This window comes from Mucilaginibacter sp., from assembly GCF_041088075.1.
Classification (GTDB): domain Bacteria; phylum Bacteroidota; class Bacteroidia; order Sphingobacteriales; family Sphingobacteriaceae; genus Mucilaginibacter_A.
Map to the genome: position 1 here is coordinate 1 of NZ_JBGCVY010000035.1, position 22,428 is coordinate 22,428.

At 42.2% G+C, this 22,428-nt stretch carries 23 protein-coding genes; 17 read left to right on the forward strand and 6 right to left on the reverse strand.

Annotated elements, in window-relative coordinates; all coding sequences use genetic code 11:
• Together V5804_RS08150 and V5804_RS08155 are read left to right on the forward strand one after the other, a co-directional pair.
• A partial coding sequence (locus V5804_RS08150; protein WP_369590887.1) for a DNA methyltransferase occupies positions 1-694 on the forward strand: 694 nt, incomplete at its 5' end.
• A 36-nt stretch (positions 695-730) separates the two neighbouring features.
• On the forward strand, positions 731-1,612 hold the full coding sequence (locus tag V5804_RS08155; RefSeq protein ID WP_369590888.1) for a bifunctional 5,10-methylenetetrahydrofolate dehydrogenase/5,10-methenyltetrahydrofolate cyclohydrolase: 882 nt from the start codon (positions 731-733) through the stop codon (positions 1,610-1,612).
• A gap of 404 nt (positions 1,613-2,016) precedes the next feature.
• Here V5804_RS08155 and V5804_RS08160 read toward each other — a convergent pair whose 3' ends face one another.
• Together V5804_RS08160 and V5804_RS08165 are read right to left on the reverse strand one after the other, a co-directional pair.
• A complete protein-coding gene (locus tag V5804_RS08160; RefSeq protein WP_369590889.1) occupies positions 2,017-2,307 on the reverse strand; it encodes a DUF721 domain-containing protein in 291 nt (96 codons plus the stop codon).
• Positions 2,288-3,400, reverse strand: coding sequence for a DNA replication/repair protein RecF (locus V5804_RS08165; RefSeq protein ID WP_369590890.1), 1,113 nt, complete (start codon positions 3,398-3,400; stop codon positions 2,288-2,290). Before V5804_RS08165 ends, V5804_RS08160 begins: the two co-directional genes overlap by 20 nt.
• A 138-nt stretch (positions 3,401-3,538) precedes the next feature.
• Here V5804_RS08165 and V5804_RS08170 point away from each other — a divergent pair, with 138 nt between their 5' ends.
• The 3 genes from V5804_RS08170 to ytxJ all read left to right on the forward strand — a co-directional run bounded on the left by V5804_RS08170 (position 3,539) and on the right by ytxJ (position 5,355).
• Positions 3,539-4,237 (forward strand): tetratricopeptide repeat protein, encoded by a 699-nt coding sequence (locus tag V5804_RS08170; protein WP_369590891.1) that lies wholly within the window; start codon positions 3,539-3,541, stop codon positions 4,235-4,237.
• A 66-nt stretch (positions 4,238-4,303) separates the two neighbouring features.
• Complete coding sequence (ribH, locus tag V5804_RS08175; RefSeq protein WP_369590892.1) at positions 4,304-4,798, forward strand: 6,7-dimethyl-8-ribityllumazine synthase; 495 nt, start codon at positions 4,304-4,306, stop codon at positions 4,796-4,798.
• A 230-nt stretch (positions 4,799-5,028) separates the two neighbouring features.
• A complete protein-coding gene (gene ytxJ / locus V5804_RS08180) occupies positions 5,029-5,355 on the forward strand; it encodes a bacillithiol system redox-active protein YtxJ (protein ID WP_369590893.1) in 327 nt (108 codons plus the stop codon).
• Positions 5,356-5,460: 105 nt separating this feature from the next.
• On the opposite strand, the gene V5804_RS08185 is transcribed toward ytxJ, so the two are convergent.
• A complete protein-coding gene (locus tag V5804_RS08185; protein ID WP_369590894.1) occupies positions 5,461-5,868 on the reverse strand; it encodes an OsmC family protein in 408 nt (135 codons plus the stop codon).
• A 277-nt stretch (positions 5,869-6,145) separates the two neighbouring features.
• Here V5804_RS08185 and lipA point away from each other — a divergent pair, with 277 nt between their 5' ends.
• The 3 genes from lipA to V5804_RS08200 are packed head-to-tail and all read left to right on the forward strand — an operon-like array spanning position 6,146 to position 8,640.
• Positions 6,146-7,024: a lipoyl synthase gene (gene lipA / locus V5804_RS08190; protein ID WP_369590895.1), complete on the forward strand. Its 879-nt coding sequence runs from the start codon at positions 6,146-6,148 to the stop codon at positions 7,022-7,024.
• A 31-nt stretch (positions 7,025-7,055) separates the two neighbouring features.
• Entirely contained in the window at positions 7,056-7,607 is a 552-nt protein-coding gene (locus V5804_RS08195; RefSeq protein ID WP_369590896.1) for an RNA polymerase sigma factor, read from the forward strand.
• Between the two features lies 1 nt (position 7,608).
• Positions 7,609-8,640, forward strand: a complete 1,032-nt coding sequence (locus V5804_RS08200) for an anti-sigma factor (RefSeq protein WP_369590897.1) — start codon at positions 7,609-7,611, stop codon at positions 8,638-8,640.
• A gap of 249 nt (positions 8,641-8,889) precedes the next feature.
• On the opposite strand, the gene V5804_RS08205 is transcribed toward V5804_RS08200, so the two are convergent.
• The 3 genes from V5804_RS08205 to V5804_RS08215 all read right to left on the reverse strand — a co-directional run bounded on the left by V5804_RS08205 (position 8,890) and on the right by V5804_RS08215 (position 14,561).
• Positions 8,890-10,398 (reverse strand): NAD(P)H-hydrate dehydratase, encoded by a 1,509-nt coding sequence (locus tag V5804_RS08205; protein WP_369590898.1) that lies wholly within the window; start codon positions 10,396-10,398, stop codon positions 8,890-8,892.
• Between the two features lie 332 nt (positions 10,399-10,730).
• Positions 10,731-13,580 carry an excinuclease ABC subunit UvrA gene (gene uvrA / locus V5804_RS08210; protein ID WP_369590899.1) on the reverse strand — a complete coding sequence of 950 codons (2,850 nt, stop codon included), beginning with the start codon at positions 13,578-13,580 and terminating at the stop codon, positions 10,731-10,733.
• Positions 13,581-13,805: 225 nt separating this feature from the next.
• Entirely contained in the window at positions 13,806-14,561 is a 756-nt protein-coding gene (locus V5804_RS08215; RefSeq protein ID WP_369590900.1) for a lytic transglycosylase domain-containing protein, read from the reverse strand.
• Positions 14,562-14,790: 229 nt separating this feature from the next.
• Here V5804_RS08215 and V5804_RS08220 point away from each other — a divergent pair, with 229 nt between their 5' ends.
• From V5804_RS08220 to V5804_RS08260, 9 genes are all read left to right on the forward strand, one after another.
• Complete coding sequence (locus V5804_RS08220; RefSeq protein ID WP_369590901.1) at positions 14,791-16,128, forward strand: pseudouridine synthase; 1,338 nt, start codon at positions 14,791-14,793, stop codon at positions 16,126-16,128.
• Between the two features lie 75 nt (positions 16,129-16,203).
• Complete coding sequence (locus tag V5804_RS08225) at positions 16,204-17,361, forward strand: lactonase family protein (RefSeq protein ID WP_369590902.1); 1,158 nt, start codon at positions 16,204-16,206, stop codon at positions 17,359-17,361.
• A gap of 160 nt (positions 17,362-17,521) precedes the next feature.
• On the forward strand, positions 17,522-18,127 hold the full coding sequence (locus V5804_RS08230) for a hypothetical protein (protein ID WP_369590903.1): 606 nt from the start codon (positions 17,522-17,524) through the stop codon (positions 18,125-18,127).
• A 32-nt stretch (positions 18,128-18,159) separates the two neighbouring features.
• Complete coding sequence (locus V5804_RS08235; RefSeq protein ID WP_369590904.1) at positions 18,160-18,549, forward strand: response regulator; 390 nt, start codon at positions 18,160-18,162, stop codon at positions 18,547-18,549.
• A gap of 76 nt (positions 18,550-18,625) precedes the next feature.
• Positions 18,626-19,126 carry a hypothetical protein gene (locus tag V5804_RS08240; protein ID WP_369590905.1) on the forward strand — a complete coding sequence of 167 codons (501 nt, stop codon included), beginning with the start codon at positions 18,626-18,628 and terminating at the stop codon, positions 19,124-19,126.
• A 21-nt stretch (positions 19,127-19,147) separates the two neighbouring features.
• A complete protein-coding gene (purN, locus tag V5804_RS08245; RefSeq protein WP_369590906.1) occupies positions 19,148-19,753 on the forward strand; it encodes a phosphoribosylglycinamide formyltransferase in 606 nt (201 codons plus the stop codon).
• A gap of 31 nt (positions 19,754-19,784) precedes the next feature.
• On the forward strand, positions 19,785-20,054 hold the full coding sequence (locus V5804_RS08250; protein ID WP_369590907.1) for a hypothetical protein: 270 nt from the start codon (positions 19,785-19,787) through the stop codon (positions 20,052-20,054).
• A gap of 337 nt (positions 20,055-20,391) precedes the next feature.
• Positions 20,392-20,994, forward strand: a complete 603-nt coding sequence (locus tag V5804_RS08255) for a TetR/AcrR family transcriptional regulator (protein WP_369590908.1) — start codon at positions 20,392-20,394, stop codon at positions 20,992-20,994.
• Positions 20,995-21,289: 295 nt separating this feature from the next.
• A complete protein-coding gene (locus V5804_RS08260) occupies positions 21,290-22,426 on the forward strand; it encodes an efflux RND transporter periplasmic adaptor subunit (RefSeq protein ID WP_369590909.1) in 1,137 nt (378 codons plus the stop codon).
• Positions 22,427-22,428 lie beyond the last annotated feature (2 nt).

Genomic DNA, 22,428 nt, shown 5'->3' on the forward strand with positions numbered 1-22,428 from the left:
GCAATTAATAAAATTACTAAACTATAGTCCGCAAATGACTATGTTGGATCCTTGGTATAATCGAGGTACAGGTGGTGTTCGTGAAGATTATGTAGACTACATTTTATCAATAATTGAAAATGTAACCAACAACACTAAGCATCTTTTTTTATGGGGGTTTCCAGAGATTGTTGCTTTGTTTATAAATAAAATTTCAAACCCTCTTGAGTTTGTATGTTGGTTAACATGGTATTATAAAAATAATCCTTCAGTAATTCGTGGATGGCGTTCCAGCCAACAGGCTTGCTTACATTACGCAGTTAAAAAAGCTAAAATGTATCCTGAAAATTTTTTTAATTCTCAACAACAACTTCGTTTTGAAGAAAAGAATATGCGATTTATTCCGGGACCAACATCAGTAATTGAAGAATCATTATTAGTTGGCTTTATCGGAAAAAAAGAAAAGACGGGACATCCATCTCAAAAGCCAGAAAAAGTTTATGAAAAATTAGTTTTAATGACTTCACAAAAAGATGATTTAATTTATGATCCAATGGCTGGTGGAGGAACAACAGGTGCAGTTTGTAAAACACATGGTAGAAAGTGTATTTTATCAGATATGTCTGAAGAATATACTCAACTGATCGAAAAAAGATTAAATATAAAACGTGTTCCCGAAGAAATTTTAAAAGATTTATTAGTAGAATTTGTATGAAATAATTTTTACTATTCAGAAGCAATATATATAACGATGCAAATCCTCGACGGTAAAATCATTTCTGAAAAACTAAAACTTGAAATTGCGGAAGAAGCAGCCGAACTGTTAACGCACATCGGCCGCAAACCGCATTTAGTTGCCGTTTTGGTCGGGCATGATGGCGGCAGCGAAACTTATGTGGCCAGCAAAATGCGCAACTGCGAAAAAGTTGGTTTTCAATCTTCGCTGGTGCGTTATGAAGATGACGTGAGCGAAGAAGAACTGCTGGAAAAAGTGGCCGAATTAAATAATGATGATGGCATTGATGGCATTATCGTTCAACTCCCGCTTCCAAAACATATCAACCCCGACAAAGTAACCGACCTGATAGATTTCCGCAAAGATGTAGATGGATTTCATCCGGTTAATTTGGGACGGATGCTGCGTAATTTGCCTTCGTTTGTTCCGGCAACGCCTTATGGCATTACGTTGTTGCTGAAAGCTTACGGCATTGAAACGGCCGGAATGCATTGTGTGGTTGTGGGCCGAAGCACGATTGTTGGTTCGCCGATGAGCGTGCTGATGTCGCGCAATGCACATCCCGGAAATTGCACGGTTACCATTTGCCACAGCCGCACGCCGGACATTAAAAAATATACTTTGGAAGCTGACATCCTGATCGTTGCCATCGGCAAAAAGAATTTTATCACGGCCGATATGGTGAAAGACGGCGTAATTGTGATTGATGTTGGCATGAACCGCGAAACTTCTACCCAAACCAAATCCGGCTATAAACTGTATGGTGATGTTGATTTTGAAAACGTGGCACCCAAAGCTTCCTGGATTACGCCTGTTCCGGGCGGCGTTGGTTTGATGACGATTATTGGTTTGTTAAAAAACACTTTGGCCGCAGCACGAAAAGAAATTTACGCTTAAAAATAGGCGGTAAAAGAAGCATTGCTGTCATTTCGACCGCAGGGAGAAATCTTATTCAAACTTTACAAGTATGAGTCGCTTCGAAGAAGACCTCTCCCTGCGGTCGAGATGACAAAACTTCACCAAATTTACAGGCATAAAAGAAGCATTGCATTTGTCATGCAGAACTTGGTTCGGCATCTCATTAGAAATGTAAAAACTTTTCACGAGGGATTCTGAAACAAGTTCAGAATGACAAAACCTCACCAATTAACAGGCATAAAAGAAGCATTGCTATTTTCGCCGTGCTGTCATTCCGACGATAGGAGGAATCTTCTTTTAAGCAGTACGATTTTTATGTTTGATGAAGATTTCTCCCTGCGGTCGAAATGACAGTAAATGCTTCTTTTACCGGTATAAATTCCTTACAACAAAATAATTTCCGTAATCAGTTCTGTTTCGGCCTGTTCGTTTATTTTTTCGATAATATCCAGCCGCATCCGCACCAGTTCATTTTTAATCACCGAAGAATCCATCCGGATAAACAACTTTCGGTTTAAAATAAACAATTCTTTGGTTCGATTGGCGGCTGGTTTTCCAACCAAATCTGCCCAATGCGCAATTACGGCGGTTTCATCAAACTTGCGCTTGATTTTGTAAACTTTCAGCATCAGGCCCAAAGCTTCTTTTACCGTTTTATCGTTGGTGCGGCCCATTTACTTGTCCTTTGTGTACGTTAAAAATAGTTACTTCTACACCAATCCGGTCAAAAATTTGCTGCATCCGTTCGGCATTGGTATCGGTGATAAAAACCTGACCGAAATGGTTATCAGAAACCATTTGCATCAGTTTGTGGATGCGTTTTTCGTCCAGCTTATCAAAAATATCATCTAAAAGAAGTAGTGGTTTAAAGCCTTTTTGCTGATATAAAAAGCTGTACTGCGCCAGTTTCAGCGCCACCAAAAACGATTTTTGCTGGCCTTGCGAACCAAACTTTTTCATCGGCATTTGGTGGATGGAAAACTGCAGGTCATCTTTGTGGATGCCAACACTCGTCCGTTCCAAAACACGGTCGCGCTCGGTTGATTTCTTCAACATGGCGGCAAAATCTTCCTGCAACAACTGCGATTCGTAAACAAGTTCCACGCGCTCGGCATCTTCGCTTAAATATTGGTAATGCTGGTTAAAAATATCCGTAAAAGCTTCCATAAAAACTTTTCTTTTTCGGAAGATAATTTTGCCGGAAGCCACCAATTGTTCATCAAAAACTTCCAGCAAAGCCGGATCGTATTTCCCGGTTTCGGCGATGCCTTTTAAAAGCAGGTTTCGGTTGAGTAAAGTTTTGTTGTACGTAATCAGTTCGTCCAGATATTGATGGTCGGTTTGCGAAATCACGTTGTCAATAAACTTTCGCCGCTCCTCGCTGCCTTCCATAATAATGTTGATGTCGTAAGGAGAAAGCATCACCAGCGGAAACAAACCGATGTGGTCGGCCAATCGCTGGTATTCTTTTTTATTGCGTTTGAACTGCTTTTTCTGGTTTCGTTTAACGGCACAGGAAACAGAATCTTTTTGATCTTCTTTAAGGAATACTCCGTTTACCATAAAAAAATCAGTACCCTGCAAAACTTGCTGGCTATCAATCGGGTTAAAGTAACTTTTGCACAACGAAAGGTAATGGATGGCATCCAGCAGATTGGTTTTCCCGGCGCCGTTATCGCCTGCAAAAACGGTTACGCCAGGCCGAAAATTGAGATTGGCCTCCACATAATTTTTAAAATTAAGCAGGGAAAGCTGTGTTAAGTGCATGTTTGGACTTCAAAGTTAGCAATCCTGCGCTTTCCGGCCGTAACAACCATTTGTAAAAAACTGTTTTAAATTGATTGAAATAGGTATTGTTAAAGATGGTTAAAACTGTATTTTTGCACACTAAATTTTTGGATACAAATGTCAATCAATCAACCCAATACTAAAGTTGTTACGGAAGTTAAACCTGCTGCGGAACCAAAACCTTTGGCCCAAACCGGAAATTTTGTGCGGGAGAACCAGAAAAGTTTGCTTTTTATCAGCTCGGCGGTGATCGCTTTGATCATTATTTATTTCGCGTACCAAAAATTTTACCTCGCCCCGCGCGAAACGGAAGCTTCCAACCAAATGTATGTGGCGCAGGATTATTGGGACAAAAAACAGTGGGACAAAGCCATTAACGGCGATGCAGGTTACCCGGGTTTTGCAAAAATCGTTGACGAATACAGCAATACCAAAGCTGCAAACCTGGCTTTTTATTATTTGGGCGTTGCGTATTTAAACAAAGGCGAGTACAAAAAAGCGGTTGATAACTTCACCAATTACCGCGGCGATGATTTGATTATTGCTGCACAAGCTATGGGCGATACCGGCGATGCCTATGTAGAATTGAAAGATTACGATAAAGCGGCAACTTATTATAAAAAAGCGGCCGACAAAGGCAACAACAGTTTCGTTTCACCTTTGTATTTGAAAAAATTAGGCTTGGTTTACGAAGCGCAAAAAAACTTTAAAGATGCAGCCGATACTTACCGCAAAATAAAAACCGATTTCCCGGAAAGTAGCGATGCGGCCAGCATTGATAAATACATTGCCCGCGCAGAAGCACAACAAAAATAATTTGGGCAAATTTTTGCCTGATACTTCTTTTATCGGGTAAAAATTGGCGCACTTAATCCTACTCTGATGGCTACCCAACTTAAAAATTTATCTGATTTTTCGCATACGGTTGTACCATCGGCTGCAAATTTCCGTTTCGGCATTGTAGTTGCCGAGTGGAATGCAGCAGTTACACGGGCTTTGCTGGATGGCGCTTACCAAAGCCTGGTTAAGCACGGCGCCAAGGAAGAAAATATCATCACTTATCCGGTTGCGGGAAGTTTTGAGTTGATTTCGGGGGCCGATTTGCTGTTGAAAAACAAAGATTTGGATGCCGTAATTTGTTTAGGTTGTGTGATCCAGGGCGAAACGAGGCATTTCGATTTTATCTGTAATGCGGTGGCCAACGGGATCAGCAATGTTAGTATCAAATATACCAAACCGGTTATTTTTGGCGTATTAACAACCGATAACCAGCAACAAGCTTTGGACCGTGCAGGCGGAAAACACGGCAACAAAGGCGACGAGGCCGCCATTACAGCGATAAAAATGGCTGAAATGGCTGAAACTTTAAGTAGATAAAAAGAGTATATCAGTTTTAAAAAAAGATTGTAAAAACAACCTTACCAAAATGAGAAAAATTATCCTGATGGCCGCTTTGGCCGCTGCTTTAACCGGTTCTTTGTCGTCTTGCGGATCAAAACTTTGCCCTGCTTACGGCAATACGCACCACCGTTAATCATCGGCATACTGTCAATTAAAAAAATATTTAGGGTGATAAAAGAAGCATCGTTGTAGTTTTGTCCCTTACAATGAATTGGATAAATATTACTACCCCGCAACAAATTGATGACATTAAAGCTGCTACCGGCTACAGCATCATCTTTAAACACAGCACCCGTTGCCCCATCAGCATGATGGCAAAAAGAAAATTTGAGTTGGAAGAAAAGTTATTCGACGAAACTACGCCGCTCTATTTTCTCGACCTGATTAAATACCGCGAACTTTCTAAAGCCGTTGCCGAAACTTTTAACGTGCAGCATGAATCTCCGCAATTGCTGTTGATTAAAGACGGCGAATGCGTTTTAGACCAATCGCACTCTTCCATTTCTGCCGAAGAAGTAGTTGAAGTGATGTAGTTGATGGTTCCTGGTTGATAGCTAATAGTTAATGGTTCATAGTTGATTGGAAATAGTTGATATCCGATTGTTCATGGCTAATTGCTGACAGTTAATGGCTGATACCTACCAACCGAAATTTACCGTTTTCTTAATATCAGGATGCAGGCTTAAATAAACAGGACAAGTTAATGCTGCTCTTTCGAGTATTTTCTTGTCCTTTTCTGTGTAATTGGTTCCCGGAAATTTCAGGTTGACCACTATTTCCCCAACACGTCGTGGTGGTTCGGCAGCCATAACTTTGGTGATGGAACATGTGGTGTTATCAATATTAAGCTGATGTTGTTTGGCAGCGATACCCATGATCGTCAACATGCAGCTTCCTAAAGCCGCCGCTAATAGATCTGTCGGCGAAAAAGCTTCCCCTTTTCCCTGGTTATCAACTGGCGCATCGGTCAAAATTGCTGTCCCGGATTGTACGTGTGTTGCCTGCGTCCGCAGTGTTCCCTGGTAAACCGTTTCTATTGTTGCCATCTTAAATTAATTTCGGTTGGAAATTTAAGCACCAGTTTAAATTAATACAAGTAAAAACCGATGCTTCTTTTACCACCTAAAAATTGGTGTTTGCTCCTTTTAAAGAAACTAAAAAATAAAACACTTGCCTAATTTTTAGGTGGTAAAAGAAGCATCAAAAATAAATTGGATAAAAATTTAAAACAAGCTTTAAAAAATTGCCGTCAGTTAACCGTCATTAACTTTTTGCGCGAACAGTATTTTCGCTTAATAATCCATAATTATTTAGTTTTGTGCTATGATTGAATTACCAGTTGTTCCTGCTGTTCAGCCACAGCGTAAACCGGATTGGTTAAGGGTAAAATTACCTGTTGGCAAAGAATATGCACACGTTAGAGGCTTAGTAGATACACACAAACTGCACACCATTTGCGAAAGCGGCAATTGCCCGAATATGGGCGAATGTTGGGGCGCGGGCACGGCCACTTTCATGATTTTGGGGAATATCTGCACGCGCTCCTGCTCTTTTTGTGCCGTTGCAACCGGAAGGCCATTAGCGGTTGATTGGAACGAGCCGGAACGCGTGGCCAGTTCAGTCAAATTAATGCAGGTAAAACATTGTGTAATTACCTCCGTTGATCGTGATGATTTGAAAGACGGCGGTTCTACTATTTGGGCTGAAACGATCAATGCCATCCGCCGGGAAAGCCCGGAAACGACATTGGAAACCTTGATTCCCGATTTCCGTGGCATTTGGGATAATTTAGACCGTGTTTTAGCTGTCCGGCCGGAAGTGGTTTCGCACAATTTGGAAACCGTGCGCGAACTGACAAAAGAAGTGCGTATTCAGGCAAAATACGACCGGAGTTTGGAATGTTTAAGCCGGATTTCTGCGGCAGGCGTCCGTACAAAATCCGGTATCATGTTGGGCTTAGGCGAAAGGGAAGACCAGGTTTTGCAAGCGATGGACGATTTGTTGGAAGCCGGTGTACACATCCTTACTTTAGGGCAATATTTACAGCCAACCAAAAACCATCACCCGGTTGTAGATTGGATCCATCCCGATCAATTTATGTTTTACAAAACAATAGGGTTAGAGAAGGGTTTTAGGTACGTGGAAAGCGGCCCGTTGGTACGGTCTTCTTATCACGCAGAAAAACACCTATTTGAATTTTAATATTCATACCAGTACATAACCACCTGATTCCTTGACCAAGAAGCGTAAAATATCACTTTCTGAGGAAGAACTTATAGTAGCGCTGCGGCAACGTGAAAAAGTGGCTGCCGAGGCATTATATGACATGTACTCGGCGTCGCTGTTTGGCGTTATTATCAGAATCGTACAAAATAATGAGCTTGCAGAAGACCTGTTGCAGGAAACCTTTGTAAAAATCTGGAATTCTTTTTCATCCTACAGCCCGGATAAAGGCCGACTGTTTACCTGGATGGTCAATATCGCCCGTAACCTTTCTATTGATAAAATAAGGTCAAAGGATTTTAAAAACCAGGTCAAAAACCATGAACTTGATTTAAACGTAACTTCTATTGATGCCAGCAGAAACACAAGCTACAAACCAGAACTTTTAGGTGTTAAAGATTTGGTAGACAAGCTTCGGCCCGAACAAAAAATAATTTTGGATTTGGTTTATTTTAAAGGTTATACCCATTTAGAAGCAGCCGATGAGTTGAGTATTCCTCTGGGTACTATAAAAACCCGTTTAAGGATGGCTATATTACAATTGAGGAAATATTTTAATTAGCGTGGAAGACATTAAACTATATATTGAATCCGGGATACTTGAACTTTATGTTCTGGGCGATCTTAATCCGGCCGAAAGGTTGGAGGTTGAAGATATGGCCCGAAATTATCCTGAAGTTCAGAAAGAGTTGAACGAAATTGCGGCTACGATGGAACAATTTGCCGTAGAAAATGCAATCGAACCACACGATAATTTAAGGTCGGAAATTTTAGGCCAGTTAGAATATACCCGTACAAACCCGATTGCTTCACAACAGGCAACTACCGATGCTAAGGTTGTTTCGTTACAGCCTGCCCGCCAGACAAATTTTTATAAATATGCTTTTGCTGCCAGTGTGGCTTTGTTTTTGGTAAGCCTGGTTGCTTTGTTTAACACTTATAACAAGTTGCAGGAATCTCGCCAGCAATTGGTCAGCCTGCAGCAACAAAATCAAAGCTTTGCAAACCGCGTTAATTTTCAGGAAAACCAACTCAACCAATACAAACAACAATTAAGCAATAAAGCAAACACCTTAGTGCCGGGTGCCGATAGTGTCCGCTCATCCGGCAACAATGAACAACAATTGATTGCATTGCAGCAGCAAAACCAAAACTTTTCAAAACGTTTGGCTTTGCAGGCCGGCGAACTTAAAAATTCTAAAAAGAAGCTGGCCGTTTTAGAATCACAAAGTAATAATATTGTATCTATTCTTTCGGATTCAACAAGCCGTTTTATCAGGCTGAAAGGTTTGCCTTTTTCACCGAAATCTAATTTGATGGTGGCCTGGAACCCGGAAAAAAACCAATTGTGGATCAACAAAAGGGCATCTACTTTGCCGGCCAACGATCCTGAACACCAGTATCAATTATGGGCCATTACCAAGTTAAAGCCGGTTAGTTTAGGTGTTTTTGACATTACCAAAAAAGATTCTATCTTACAAAAAATGACTTCTGTTGAAGGTGCAACCGCCTTTGCCGTAACGCTTGAACCACGCGGCGGCAGCGAAAAGCCAACTTTAAAACAAATGGTAGTGATGGGGATTGCACATAAATAAGCTTTAAAACATATTTAATAAACCTAATTCTTTTGGTTGATGCTTCTTTTAGGGCATAAAAATAAAGGACATACCCCTTGCCCCTCTCAAGAGGGGAACCTGCAAACGACGCCTTTCCAAACGTTAGAAAGATAGCAAGCTATGCTTCCCCTCTCGAGAGGGGTTAGGAGTGTGTCTTGTAAAAAGTATTTGTAAATGAGTAATAAAAAGTTTAAACAACTTTTTATTCAAAAACGGCCAAGTGAATACTTAGCCATTTTTTTGTGCCATCAATTTTCCTAAAGTTAGGGGGATTTGTTTTGAAACCTGCTCCGGCAAAACAACCGATAAATTTTTTGAAAACGTTAATTCATCACCAGCTTTTCCGTGCAAAAAAACACCGATAAAAGCAGCATCTTTTGGCTGATAACCCTGAGCCAATAATCCGGTAATAATTCCTGTCAGCACGTCGCCCATACCGCCTGTGCCCATCGCCGGGTTTCCGGTTGGATTGAAGTAAAGCTGGCCATCGGGCGTGGCAATAATGGTATATTGGTTCTTTAAAACAACCACAATCTTCTTTTCAACCGCTTGCTGCTTGGCCGTTTTCAGCCTTTGCCACCAGGAATGATGCTCGCCAAATAGGCGGTCAAACTCTTTCATATGCGGCGTAATAATGGAGTTTTCAGGGATTAGTTTCCACCAATTTGGGTTTTCGGAAAGCATATTTAAAGCGTCTGCATCCAGCACAACTGGTTTTTTAAAGTTGGATAATAATGCTTCCAACAGTTCCACCGCATCTTTTCCTAATCCCGGCCCGGCGGCTATCACCGTAAATGTCGCCCATTCAATTTCCGGCAATTGCTTTTCTTCCCGCAAAAGTGCCATAATTTCGGGCAGATAAGCGTTTAAAGCCATTAAACCCGGGGCCGGAATACAAGCCGTAGTTAAACCTGCGCCAGCATAAACCGCAGCCGAAGAACAAAGCAAAGCCGCACCCATGGTTTTTGCCTGCCCGGCAATTAACAAAGCATGTCCGAATGTTCCTTTATGCTGAAATTTTTTGCGCGGCGATACTGTTTTTACCACATCTTTTTCCTCGACCAAAAGGTAATCGCTTTCAATATTGGTTAAGAAATCTTTATCCAAACCAATATCCAACACCACAAAATCGTCCATAAAAGCAGCAGATTCAGGCAGCAGGAAATTGATTTTTGGCAACTGAAAAGTGATGACCAGTTCAGCTTTTAAAACCACTGCTTTTGGGTCAACCACGCCTTCGGTAAAAAACCCGGTTGGCACATCTACGGCAATTACTTGTTTTTTTAATTGGTTTAGATGATTAACCAAATCAGCATAAGCACCGTTTAGCGGTTTATTCAAACCGCTTCCCAACAAAGCATCTATTAAAATTTCGGCGTTTTCCTGCGGGAAATCATTTGGTTTTAATTCGATAAAAGGGACTGATGCTTCTTTTACCCTATTAAAATTGGTGTCGAAATCCGGTGTGGAACGATCAGAAAAACGGGCAACCTTTACATCAACCTGCCGATATTGATCGGCTTTCAACAAACGTGCAATCGCCAAACCATCGCCGCCGTTGTTTCCGGTTCCGCAGTAAACTGCAATCCGGCTGTTTTTATCAGGGAAATGGTTGCAAAAAAAACTGGTGAAAGCTTTGCAGGCGCGTTCCATCAAATCAACAGAAGTGATGGGTTCTGTTTGGATGGTTTGCGCATCGGCCTGGTGCATTTGTGCGGAGGTGAGCAATTTAAGCATGAAAGTTTAACAAGATTTACAGGGGCAATGTTTATCAAAAGCTGATGCTTCTTTTACCGGCATAAATTTAGTATCAGCTTAAGAAGCTGTTTTAATTTGATTTCAAGGATTTAGAACGAAAGAAATTCATTGCCGTCCCGTTGACGGGACGGTTGCAGTAAATTGTAAAACAGGCTTTAGCCCAATAAGATAATAAGATGAGCATTTTTTGGCTAAAGCCTTTTGGTAACTGCTTTTGTTCCCGTTGGCTAAAGCCAACGGCAATGAAAAATATATTTTGAACAGTTTTTAAACAGGCTTTAAGACTTTAAGGAAAAATTTGAAGCTATTTTTTAAACCGCCAAACCCATTTCCTTTTTTAAAAACTTGCCCGTAAAACTTTCTTTCACCTTGCACAAACCTTCCGGTGTGCCCGAATATAAAATTTTACCACCGCCAGAACCACCTTCCGGACCCAAATCTATCACATGGTCTGCTACTTTGATCACATCCAAATTATGTTCGATCACCAAAACCGTGTTGCCTTTATCAACCAATAAATTTAAAACGCCAAGCAGCACGTTGATGTCTTCAAAATGTAAACCGGTTGTGGGTTCATCCAAAATATAAAAGGTGTTACCGGTGTCTTTTTTAGAAAGTTCGGTTGCCAGTTTTACCCTTTGTGCTTCTCCGCCGGAAAGCGTGGTTGATGATTGTCCTAAAGTGATATAACCCAACCCAACATCTTGCAACGTTTTGATTTTGCGGTAGATAGAAGGAATGGGTTCAAAAAAAGCACAGGCATCTTCAATGCTCATATCCAAAACATCGCTGATGGATTTGCCGCGATAACGCACTTCCAACGTTTCGCGGTTGTACCGCCGGCCGCCGCATTCTTCGCAAGGAACCTGCACATCGGGTAAAAAATTCATTTCGATCAGTTTGACGCCCGCACCCTGACAGGTTTCGCACCTTCCGCCTTTTACGTTGAAAGAAAAACGGCCAGGTTTGTAACCGCGGATCCGGGCTTCTGGCAAACCGACAAACAAGTTTCGGATGTCGGAAAAAACGCCGGTATAAGTTGCCGGATTGGAGCGCGGCGTGCGGCCGATGGGCGTTTGATCAATCTCGATCACTTTATCAATATGTTCCAAACCTTCAATTTTGCCGTAAGCCAATGGTTGTTTTTTGGCGCGAAAGAAGTGATGGTTTAAAATCGGGTACAAAGTTTCGGTAATCAAACTGGATTTCCCGCTGCCGGAAACGCCGGTTACACCAATCAATTTTCCCAACGGAAATTCAACATTAACGTTTTTTAAATTATGGCCCGATGCTTTTTTTATCGATAAAAATTTGCCGTTGCCTTCCCTCCTTTTTTCTGGAATCGCAATTTCCTTGCTGCCGTTTAGGTAAGAAGTAGTCAGCGTTTGCTGCAACATCAGTTCCTGCGGTGTGCCTTGCGCAACCACTGTTCCGCCGTGAACACCGGCTGCCGGACCCATATCAATCACGTAATCGGCTTCTAAAATCATTTCCTTATCGTGCTCCACCACCAAAACGGTGTTGCCCAGATCGCGCAGGTTTTTTAAAGCATGGATCAAACGGTCGTTATCGCGTTGGTGCAGGCCAATGCTCGGCTCATCCAAAATATACATCACGTTCATCAACTGCGAACCAATTTGCGTTGCTAAACGAATGCGTTGCGCTTCTCCGCCCGAAAGTGTCCGCGCCGTACGGTCCAACGTTAAATAACTTAAACCAACATCCAGCAAAAAACCGATGCGGGCACGTATTTCTTTTAAAATTTCTTTGGCGATGATGTTTTGCCGCTCGCTCAAACGGTCTTCAATCCCTACAAACCAATTGCTGAGGGCAACAATATCCATGTTGGCCAGCTCGAAGATATTCTTGCCGTCAACCTTAAAGTTCAACGATTCTTTTTTAAGGCGCGCGCCGTTGCATTCCGGGCAAATTTTTACGGTCCGGTAATTGTCCAGATCGTCGCCCTGGTCTTCGGTTTTGCGTTCCTGCTGCTCTTCCAGCATTTTGATGATGCCGTCAAAATTGATCTGGTAATTTTGTACGTTGTATTTATTATATTCCACGGGAACTGTAATCATATCCGGAGAACCGTTTAAAATGATTTTTAAAATTTCCGGAGAGAGTTTTTCAATCGGCGTGGCTAATGAGAACTCGTGCTTTTTGCCCAGCGCTTTTAAAACCTGGAACATCCACGTTTCGCGGTATTCGCCCAGCGGAGCCAAACCGCCGTTTAAAATGCTGAGTTTTTTATCAGGAATGACAGAATCTTCATCCACTTCGGAAATATAACCCAAACCATCGCAGCGCGGACAAGCACCATAAGGCGAATTGAACGAGAACGTGTTAGGCTGAGGTTCGTCATATGAAATCCCGGAAACCGGATCCATTAAAAACTTGCTGAAATAAGAAACCTGGTTTTGCTGATCGGCCACGCGGATAATGCCTTTTGCTACTTTTAAAGCCGTTTGGATGGAAGTGTGCAGCCGTTTTTCATCTTTTTCGGTAATTACCAAACGGTCAACCACAATATCAATATCGTGGATTTTGTAGCGGTCAACCTGCATTTTTGGTTCCACGTCCTGTATCGCGCCATCCACCCAAACTTTTAGATAACCTTGCTTGCGTATCTGCTCAAACAATTCGCGGTAATGGCCTTTTCTTGCTTTGATAACCGGCGCTAAAATGTTGATGGGCTGACCGTTGTACCTTTCGAAAATGGTTTTGTAAATCTGGTCTTCCGATAAACGCTCCATCTTTTCGCCGGTAACATACGAATACGCATCGCCGGTACGGGCAAAAAGCAAACGCATAAAATCGTAAATCTCGGTAATGGTGCCAACAGTTGAGCGTGGATTTTTACTTGTGGTTTTTTGTTCGATGGCGATAACCGGACTTAATCCCGAAACTTTATCCACATCCGGCCGCTCCATACCGCCCATAAACTGGCGCGAGTAGGCCGAAAAAGTTTCCATATAGCGGCGTTGTCCTTCGGCATAAATCGTATCAAAAGCCAGGGAAGATTTACCGCTGCCGCTCAATCCGGTGATAACAACCAACTGGTTGCGCGGAAAAGAAATATCAATATTTTTTAGATTATGCACCCGGGCACCGTAAACTTCCACCTCACTTTGCTCGCCCAGATCAATCGTTTTTTCAGTCATGTTTAATTTTAGAAAATGATTTTATTAAAAGCTTTTTGCGAACCTTGTTTAATGAAACAGATGCTTCTTTTACCACCTAAAAATTAGGGTGCTAAAAGAAGCATCCAAAAACCGAAACAATTTTGCCTTAATAAATTTTTGTTTATCCGGCTGCAAAAATAAGCAAAAAAGGCCGTCCAAAAATATGGACAGCTTTTTTGCTTTGTGCTCCTTGTGGGTTTTCTATTAATTGAATGCGATGTAATCCGGGTCGGTGTATTTGTACCCGTAATCGTTCGGCTTGGTGATGATTTGCTTCACGGCAACCAAATCGTAAATGTAGCGTCCGGTTTCGTGGTTTAAGTGCATCCGAAAGTAGTTCCGTTTTTTCTGCACACGCATTTGTTTGGCCAATTTAATCGAACCGGTGTTGTAAGCGGCGGCAACCAGCGTCCAGTTATGAAACTCGTCATACAGTTCGCGCAGATAAATGCAGGCGGCCACGGTAGATTTTTTCAGGTTGAGGCGTTCATCTTTAGAAGAATTGACTTTCAAGCCGTAAGTGCGCGCCGTGCCGGGCATAAACTGCCACAAACCTTTTGCGCCTCTTGGCGAAACGCCTTGTTCTAAGCTCGATTCTACCACCGGGATGTATTTGAAATCATCCGGGATGCCGTAAACTTTCAGGATCGGCTCGATTACTTTGAATAGTTTTGCTGCGCGGAAGTGCAGCAAGTTGGTCTGCAGTTTTTTAAAGCTGTGTTCTTTTAACGAATGTTTCAATTTTACGGCCACTTTCGGGTCTTTCATCGGAACGGCTTCATTGGCAAAATTTAACTCGTTGGAAGCTTCGGAAACATCGGCAACGGTTACATCATTGTCGCCTTTTGGTTCTGCTTTTGCTACTGTTTTTTTTAGCGTTGTACTGTAGATAAACAACTTTGACATGACAAACAGCACCACGATTACGGAGCACGTAATTAAGTGTTTTTTGTACATCATTCTTTTTGGTTTTAGTTATAAAATACGGGTTAACGCCGGCAAAGATAGAGATATAATTCAGATTGTCAAACACTTACAAAAGAGCCTTCAAAAACCGCTGTAATTATAGCCGAAAATACAGTTCAAAAACCAATGATAAATACCTGTAATAAAACCGATTGATTTGCCGGAACAGGCTGAATAAGCTACCTTTGATGCCCCGGCGAAAAAACCGGATAATCAGTAAAAAATGGCTTACAAAAAACAAGGGAACAGTCGTGATGACAAATCCGCCGGACGAAACAGAATGACTGGCAAACCAACTTCGGGCAGTAATTTTTCTTCTTCGGCAAGAAATGAAAGGCCGGCAGGCGAAGGCAGTTTCCGGAAAAAACCTTCCGCTTTCGGAGGGCCACGAAAAACATTTGGCAGTGCAAAAGAAGCACCGGCCGAAAAACGTTTTGGCCGGCCATCCGAGGAAAACAACCGGTTTAAAAGCCGCGGCGAAGGCAATGCTTCTTTTACCAGCAAAAAATCAGCAGAAGATAAACCTTTCCGCAAAAGCAATACCGAAGGAAAACCTTTTGAAAAGCGTGGTTTTTCTTCTTCCAGACCATCTTTCGCACCACGTGGCAACAAACCTTTTAAAAGCAGAAATGCAGAAGGTTTTAATGAAGGCGGACGATCAGCAGACCGGCCGTACAAAAGCAGCAATTCTGACGGCAGGCCGTACCAAAAAGATTTTATGGGAAAAGAAAAACGTTATGTAAGAAACGACAGTGCCGTCGGCGGGGCTGATGATAAAAAAATTATGCGTTCGCGCAATAAACCGGCGGATGGCAGCGGAAGCAGCAGCAATAATAAAGACAAAGGACTCATCCGCTTGAACCGTTACATCGCCAACGCTGGTATTTGTTCGCGACGAAAAGCGGACGAATTGATCGAAGCCGGCGTGGTTTCGGTTAACGGCGAAGTGGTATCAGAACTGGGCGCAAAAATTGACCCGATAAAAGATGTCATCCGCTACAACGGTGAAACATTGAAGCGTGAGAAAAATGTTTACGTGCTGCTGAACAAACCAAAAGATTACATCACCACCACCGATGACCCGCAGGAACGAAGAACGGTGATGCATTTGGTGGAAAAAGCAAGCCGCGAACGCATTTATCCGGTTGGCCGTTTGGACCGAAATACGACCGGACTTTTGCTGATGACCAACGACGGCGAACTGGCCGATAAACTTTCTCACCCAAGAAATAGCATCACCAAAATTTATAATGTTGAACTGGACAAAAGCTTAACGCAAGGCGATTTGAACAAGATTGCTTTTGGCTTGGAACTGGAAGATGGTTTGATCAAACCAGATGCCGTAAGTTATGTAACCGGTGGCAGCAAACGCGAAGTGGGCATCCAAATCCACAGCGGAAAAAACCGTATTGTTCGTCGCATTTTTGAACATCTGGGTTACGAAATCGTGAAGTTAGACCGTGTAATTTATGGTAACCTCACTAAAAAAGATTTAACCAGAGGTCGTTGGCGCTATCTGGAAGAAAAAGAAATTATCCAGTTGAAACATCTGATCAAATAAAAATACCGGCCGCTTCTGTTCAAACCAAAGCGGCTTTTTTTGTGTATGTTTGGGCATCAACCTTTATTTTTCAACATGAAACCAAAACCAATAACCCGGTTATTTGCCTTGATGCTTGCTTTATTAATGCCACTGTTTTTGCAGGCACAAAAAAAGCAAGGCTCGCGCTATTACCATTTGCTCATCGGCACTTACACCAACGGCACCAGCAAGGGCATTTATGTTTACAAGTTTGATACGCAAACGGGTAAAGTTGCTTTGGAACAGGTTGCGGAAGGCGTAAAAGACCCTTCGTACCTGGCGGTTTCTGCCAACAAAAAGTTTGTTTATGCTGTAAATGAAAGCCACAACCCGAAAGGCGACAGCGTGAGCGCGTTTAAATTCGACGACCGCAGCGGCAAACTTACTCTCATCAATGCATTACCGTCTTATGGCAATGACCCGTGTTATGTAAGTGTTGATAAAAACAACAAAAATTTATTTGTTGCCAATTACTCCAGCGGTAATTTAACTGTTTATGGTTTAAAAACTGATGGCAGTATTGCCGATACTTTGCAAACCATCCAGCATACCGGCGGCAGTGTGGATGCCACGCGCCAGAAAACGCCGCATGTGCACGCCGTCATTTTATCTCCAGATGAAAAGTATTTGATAGCCGATGATTTGGGCACGGATAAGGTTTACGAGTACACTTATCAACCTAACGCTAAAAAACCTTTGAAACCGGCGGCACAAGCTACGGTTACGGTTGACCCGGCCAGCGGGCCACGGCATTTAATTTTTACTAAAAATGCGAACCATGCTTATTTGGTGCAGGAAATCAGCGCAAAGATTAGGGTTTTTAATTATGCCAACGAAAAACTGGTTTCGATACAAAACATTGACATGGAAACGCCGGATTTTAAAGGCGTAAACGGGGCAGCGGACATCCATTTATCGCCGGATGAAAACTTTTTATACGCTTCCAACCGCGGCGAAGCAAACGATTTGGTTGTTTACAAAGTGAACAAAACAACCGGGAAACTGACTTTCGTTCAGCGGCAATCCACTTTTGGCAATGCGCCACGCAATTTTGCGATTGACCCGACCGGGAATTTTTTATTAGCGGCCAATCAAAATACCGATGATGTTTACACTTTCAAAATCAACAAAACGACCGGCAAATTAAGCCGCCTTGGCGAAAAATTGGCAATCAGCCACCCGGTTTGTTTAAAGTTTGTGGCGATGCGGTAAGCCAAGATTTTTACCCGGTAAAAGAAGCATTTGGGGAAAAGGCTCGGATTGTTGCGGAAAGTTTTCCTCATTGATCCGGGCCTTTCTGTTTCACTGTTGCTTCAACTTCCTGCAAAAACCAATTGGCGCAATTATGGCAAGGCAGCAGTAAACCAAAAAATTGAAAACAAACGATCAGGGGATTTCCAACACGGCCAGTTTAGACGAAAACTGTTTTTGGGAACTCAATTTGTACACTGGCCTGCTGCATTGGTCGGACGGGATGTGCCAGTTGCTCGGCCTCCAAAAACCGTACACGCCAACTTTAGCGCAATTGATGCAGTATTTCGGGCCGGAACAAAACATCCGCACCGCTTTTAGCCGCGCCATCCATCAGGGAACCCCTTTCCAACTGCAACTGCCTTCGCTTACGGACAATGATAAAGTGATTTTAATTTGTACCACTGGTTTTCCGGTTTATGATGATTACGGAAAATGTATCGCCATAAAAGGAACTTTGCAAACGGAAACACAAGCGGAAAACCCATCAAACCCTTTGCAAATTGCGTCCGAAAAAACGGAAACACAACAAATAATGCTGGACAATTTTGCCCGCATTGTTTCGCACAATTTGCGTTCGCATACGGCAAACCTGCAAATGGTAATCGAATCCGTTCAAAATAAAACCATTTGCGGCGATATGCAGGAGTTGATCGGCAGCATCAAAACCATCAGCCAAAACCTTAACCAAACCGTTGGCTACCTCAATACGCTGACTAAAATTTAAACCGACATACTTCTTTTATCCACCTAAAACCAATGCCGAACCTTAAAACCATTGCTGTTGTTGATGATGACCCGATTTATATCCAAGCCCTAAATAATTTGTTTACAAGCTGGAAGATCACAAATCCGGTTTTATTTTTTGAGAACGGAAAAGAAGCCCTGGATTTTATACGGGTAAAAGAAGCATCGGCCTTGCCGGATATTTTGCTGCTGGATTTGAACATGCCGGTGATGAACGGCTGGGCTTTTATGGAAAACTTTGCAACGGTTGCGCCACATCTCAACAAAAACATCCGCATTTATTTGGTTACTTCTTCCATTTGGGAAGAAGACAGCAAACGCGCCGAAAAAAACCCGCATATCAAAGAACTGATCGTTAAGCCCATCCTTCAAAAAAAGTTCAGGGAAATTTTGGCGGGTTAAAAGAAGCATGGCCCGAAATGCAGCTTTTTAAACCGCTGTTGTTTTAAAAGCAGATTTGTTACTTTTGATGCTGTTTATGATCAAACGTCCGAAGCTTCTTTTACCGGTACTTTTTTTGCTGATGCTTTGCTGCGCTTTTTATTCCTGCAAAAAAGACGGGCAGAGTTCGGTCAGTTCTTTTCTGACGCAAAGCGTTTGGAACCTGGCTATAACGCAGCGTTTTAAATATGTTAACCAGGCTTTGGTCAAAACGGATACGGTTAACATCGGTTGTGCCTTGGACCAAAAATTGACTTTTCGCAAAGACAACACATTTACTTTTACCAACTACAATTGCAAAACCGGAAACCTGAACGGCAACTGGAGTTTTAGCCCGGACTTGTTGTATTTGAATACCGACCAAAGCATCACCAAAAATTCAAAAGGCATACAAAACCCGGCGCATATTATCAACCTCGGCCAGTACTCTTTGATTTTTGATGCCGACGATGTTTATGTTTACGGAAATCAAAATACTTATTACAAAAAAACCGATACGGTTGTGGTTTACCGGTATGGTTTTATACACAGCAAGTAAATTGCCTTTAACCCCGAAATAATGGCTGCAACAACCGATCCTGCCCCAACCGTTAAAAAGCGCATCGCCATTTTTGCTTCCGGTTCCGGCTCCAACGCCCAAAAAATTATGGAGCATTTTAAAAAGAACCCGCTGGCCGAAGTTACGCTTGTTTTGACCAACAACCCCGAAGCTTACGTGTTGCAGCGTGCCGATAATTTTGAAATCCCGGCGCATGTTTTTAACCGCCGTACTTTTTACCAGAGCGATGAAATCCTGAAACTGCTGCAAAATTTAAACATTGATTTGGTTGTGCTGGCCGGTTTTTTGTGGCTGGTTCCGCAAAACTTGTTGGATGCTTTTCCAGGCCGCATTATCAATATCCATCCGGCTTTGTTGCCTGCTTTTGGCGGAAAAGGCATGTACGGCGATTATGTGCACCAGGCCGTTTTGATTGCGGGAGAAAAAGAATCGGGCATTACCATCCATTATGTCAACGAACATTTTGACAAAGGCGAAATCATCCAGCAGTTCCGTTTTAAAATCGAACCGAACGACCAGTTGGAAAACATCCGCTTTAAAATCCAGCAGTTGGAGCATCAACACTATCCAAAAGTGATTGAGCAGGTGCTGAAGAAACTGAAGTGATACTGTTTTTAGGGTGGTAAAAACAGTATGGATGGGGGAAATTAATCCGCCAGTTTTGAGTAAATTTGGGTTAGAAAACCCAATCAACATTATGAAAGTTTTAGTAGAAATCCCGGATAACGAAGCTTCTTTTGGCATGAAAGTATTGCAAAGCCTTTCTTTTGTCAAAAGAGCAAAGCCGATGTCTGCCGCGAAAGTGGCGCTTTGGGAAGATTTAAAAGCAGCGGCGGATGAAGTGCGTTTGCACAAACAAGGGAAAATCAAACTAAAAACTGCCCAAGAGCTTTTGGATGAGTTATAGCATTATCCCGACGAACGGTTTTGAAAAAACTAAAGTGATACTGTTTTTAGGGTGGTAAAAACAGTATGGATAGGAAAAATGATTTCGGTATTATTAAGCGCTTGTTTAAATTTTGTTTGGAAAAAAAGCCGATACTTCTTTTACCACATAAAATTTAGTGTCCGCGTTCGATTTTGATAAACCAAAAACTAAATGTTCACCAATTTTTATATGGTAAAAGAAGCATTCAAAATTTAAACCGAATTTTCAAATTAAATGACAAAAGAATGAAATGCAATAACCAATCTTCATTATACCTTTGCTTAACACCGTTAAATGATTTAGTGTTGTAAAACAAATGGGAAGCAAAGACAGGATATTGCGTTTAAAAGAAGAAACCAGGATCAACATTTTGGATGCCGCCCTTCAGATTGTAAAAGACGAAGGATGGCAGGCTTTAAGCATGCGCAAAATTGCTGACGTGATTGAATATACGGCGCCTATCATTTACGAATATTTTTCGAGCAAAGACGCGATATTGCTGGAACTGACCCGAAAAGGTTATTTACTGTTGTCAAGAGCGTTGCAGGAGGCAAAGGGCAAGTATCAGTTGCCCGCCGAACAACTTGAGGCCATGTGGCTGGCTTATTGGAACTTTGCTTTTGCAAACAAAGAACTTTACCAGTTGATGTTTGGTGTTTCTACAAATTGCTGCTGTCAGTTATCCAATAAATTGGACGAGGCCGATATGCCCTGGAACCTTTTTAGCAAAGTAATTGGCGATTTGATGAAGATTGAAGACATGAAATCAGATGTGATTTGCACAAAATATTATACTTTTTGGTCTATCGTTCATGGCCTTGTTTCTATCAATTTACTTGGGCGTAACTCGTCTGAAGATATTAACCGACAGGTACTTAAAGATGCAATTACCGGCGTTATAAATTCGATAACGGCATAATTTTTTTGGTTTTTAAATTACACGGTTAGACTATTTAACATTGTTAAACAATCTGACTTAAAGAAAATAAACAAACAATATAATACAATGAAAACAAACCTCCAGCACTTGTACGATGTACTTAACGCTGTTAGAAAATTTAATGACCTTAAAACAGCTTTCTGGTACATTACTATTATTGGCACTTTCCTAATCGTCAAAATAATGCGCCTACTTAATTATTAACCCCAACCAAAACCCTGTTCAATTTCAAGCTACACTTATAAACTCTACTACCATGGCAAAAACAATCCTCATGAAAAACCTCCTTTTAGCACTTGTTGCACTCACATTATATAGTTGTTCTTCAAAACCACCCACTGCCGCTGCACCGCCGCCACCTTCTTTGCCGGTAGCAAGCGTTGTATCCGGAACCCAAACTACTTACCAGGAATATCCTGCCGCTGTAGAAGGAACGGTTAATGTAGAAGTGCGCCCGCAAGTAAGCGGTGCTTTAGATAAAGTATTTGTTGACGAAGGCGCTTTTGTAAAAGCCGGGCAACCCCTTTTTAAAATTAACGAGCAGCCTTATCGTGCAGCCTTAAACAATGCACTGGCCAATTTACATGCAGCCGAAGCGGCACAAGGCAACGCACAAATCGAGGTTGATAAACTTACGCCGCTTGTGGCAAACAAGGTAGTATCGGCCTACCAGTTAAAAACGGCAAAAGCCGCTTTCCAGGTTGCAAAAGCGAATATAGAATCGGCAAAAGCGAATGTTTCTACAGCGCAGATTAACTTAGGTTACACGCTGATAAAAGCACCGGTAAGCGGATATATTGGCCGATTGTTAAAAAAACAGGGAAGCTTAGTTTCACCTCAGGATGCTGAAGCTTTAACCCAGTTATCAGACGTGCATAACGTGCATGTTTACTTTGCTTTAGGCGAAAAGGATTTTGTATCTTTTAAAGAACAATATCCTGGCGAAACCTTGAAAGATAAGCTGAAACGGCTGCCGCCTGTATCATTATTACTGGCTGATGGCAGCGAATATGCCAGACAAGGAAAAATTGATGTAATAGATGGCCAGTTTGATAAAACAACCGGCGCGATTACAGTCAGGGCGAGTTTTTCCAATCCGCAGGGTTTGCTTCGAGCCGGCAACACGGGTAAAGTGCGTTTGAGCCTTCAGCATACAGATGCTATCATCATACCCGAATCTGCTACAATCGAAATGCAGGACAAGGTATTTGTTTTTGCCCTTGCCGATAGCAATAAGGTTAAAAAACTACCGATTACCATCGTTGGAAAAAGCGGGACCAACTACTTGGTTAAAGATGGCATTAAAGCTGGCGACCAGATCGTACTAAGCGGCATTGACCATTTGCAGGAAGGTACGGTGATCCACCCGGAAAAAACGGCCGATAAGGTGGCAGCCGTAGCAAAAAATTAATC

Bases quoted from the DNA above. Each gene is read 5' to 3' on its own strand.
- V5804_RS08155 (WP_369590888.1), top strand. From the start codon at position 731: ATGCAAATCCTCGACGGTAAAATCATTTCTGAAAAACTAAAACTTGAA.
- V5804_RS08160 (WP_369590889.1), bottom strand. From the start codon at position 2,307: ATGGGCCGCACCAACGATAAAACGGTAAAAGAAGCTTTGGGCCTGATG.
- V5804_RS08165 (WP_369590890.1), bottom strand. From the start codon at position 3,400: ATGCACTTAACACAGCTTTCCCTGCTTAATTTTAAAAATTATGTGGAG.
- V5804_RS08170 (WP_369590891.1), top strand. From the start codon at position 3,539: ATGTCAATCAATCAACCCAATACTAAAGTTGTTACGGAAGTTAAACCT.
- ribH (WP_369590892.1), top strand. From the start codon at position 4,304: ATGGCTACCCAACTTAAAAATTTATCTGATTTTTCGCATACGGTTGTA.
- ytxJ (WP_369590893.1), top strand. From the start codon at position 5,029: ATGAATTGGATAAATATTACTACCCCGCAACAAATTGATGACATTAAA.
- V5804_RS08185 (WP_369590894.1), bottom strand. From the start codon at position 5,868: ATGGCAACAATAGAAACGGTTTACCAGGGAACACTGCGGACGCAGGCA.
- lipA (WP_369590895.1), top strand. From the start codon at position 6,146: ATGATTGAATTACCAGTTGTTCCTGCTGTTCAGCCACAGCGTAAACCG.
- V5804_RS08205 (WP_369590898.1), bottom strand. From the start codon at position 10,398: ATGCTTAAATTGCTCACCTCCGCACAAATGCACCAGGCCGATGCGCAA.
- uvrA (WP_369590899.1), bottom strand. From the start codon at position 13,580: ATGACTGAAAAAACGATTGATCTGGGCGAGCAAAGTGAGGTGGAAGTT.
- V5804_RS08215 (WP_369590900.1), bottom strand. From the start codon at position 14,561: ATGATGTACAAAAAACACTTAATTACGTGCTCCGTAATCGTGGTGCTG.
- V5804_RS08220 (WP_369590901.1), top strand. From the start codon at position 14,791: ATGGCTTACAAAAAACAAGGGAACAGTCGTGATGACAAATCCGCCGGA.
- V5804_RS08225 (WP_369590902.1), top strand. From the start codon at position 16,204: ATGAAACCAAAACCAATAACCCGGTTATTTGCCTTGATGCTTGCTTTA.
- V5804_RS08235 (WP_369590904.1), top strand. From the start codon at position 18,160: ATGCCGAACCTTAAAACCATTGCTGTTGTTGATGATGACCCGATTTAT.
- V5804_RS08240 (WP_369590905.1), top strand. From the start codon at position 18,626: ATGATCAAACGTCCGAAGCTTCTTTTACCGGTACTTTTTTTGCTGATG.
- purN (WP_369590906.1), top strand. From the start codon at position 19,148: ATGGCTGCAACAACCGATCCTGCCCCAACCGTTAAAAAGCGCATCGCC.
- V5804_RS08250 (WP_369590907.1), top strand. From the start codon at position 19,785: ATGGGGGAAATTAATCCGCCAGTTTTGAGTAAATTTGGGTTAGAAAAC.
- V5804_RS08255 (WP_369590908.1), top strand. From the start codon at position 20,392: ATGGGAAGCAAAGACAGGATATTGCGTTTAAAAGAAGAAACCAGGATC.
- V5804_RS08260 (WP_369590909.1), top strand. From the start codon at position 21,290: ATGAAAAACCTCCTTTTAGCACTTGTTGCACTCACATTATATAGTTGT.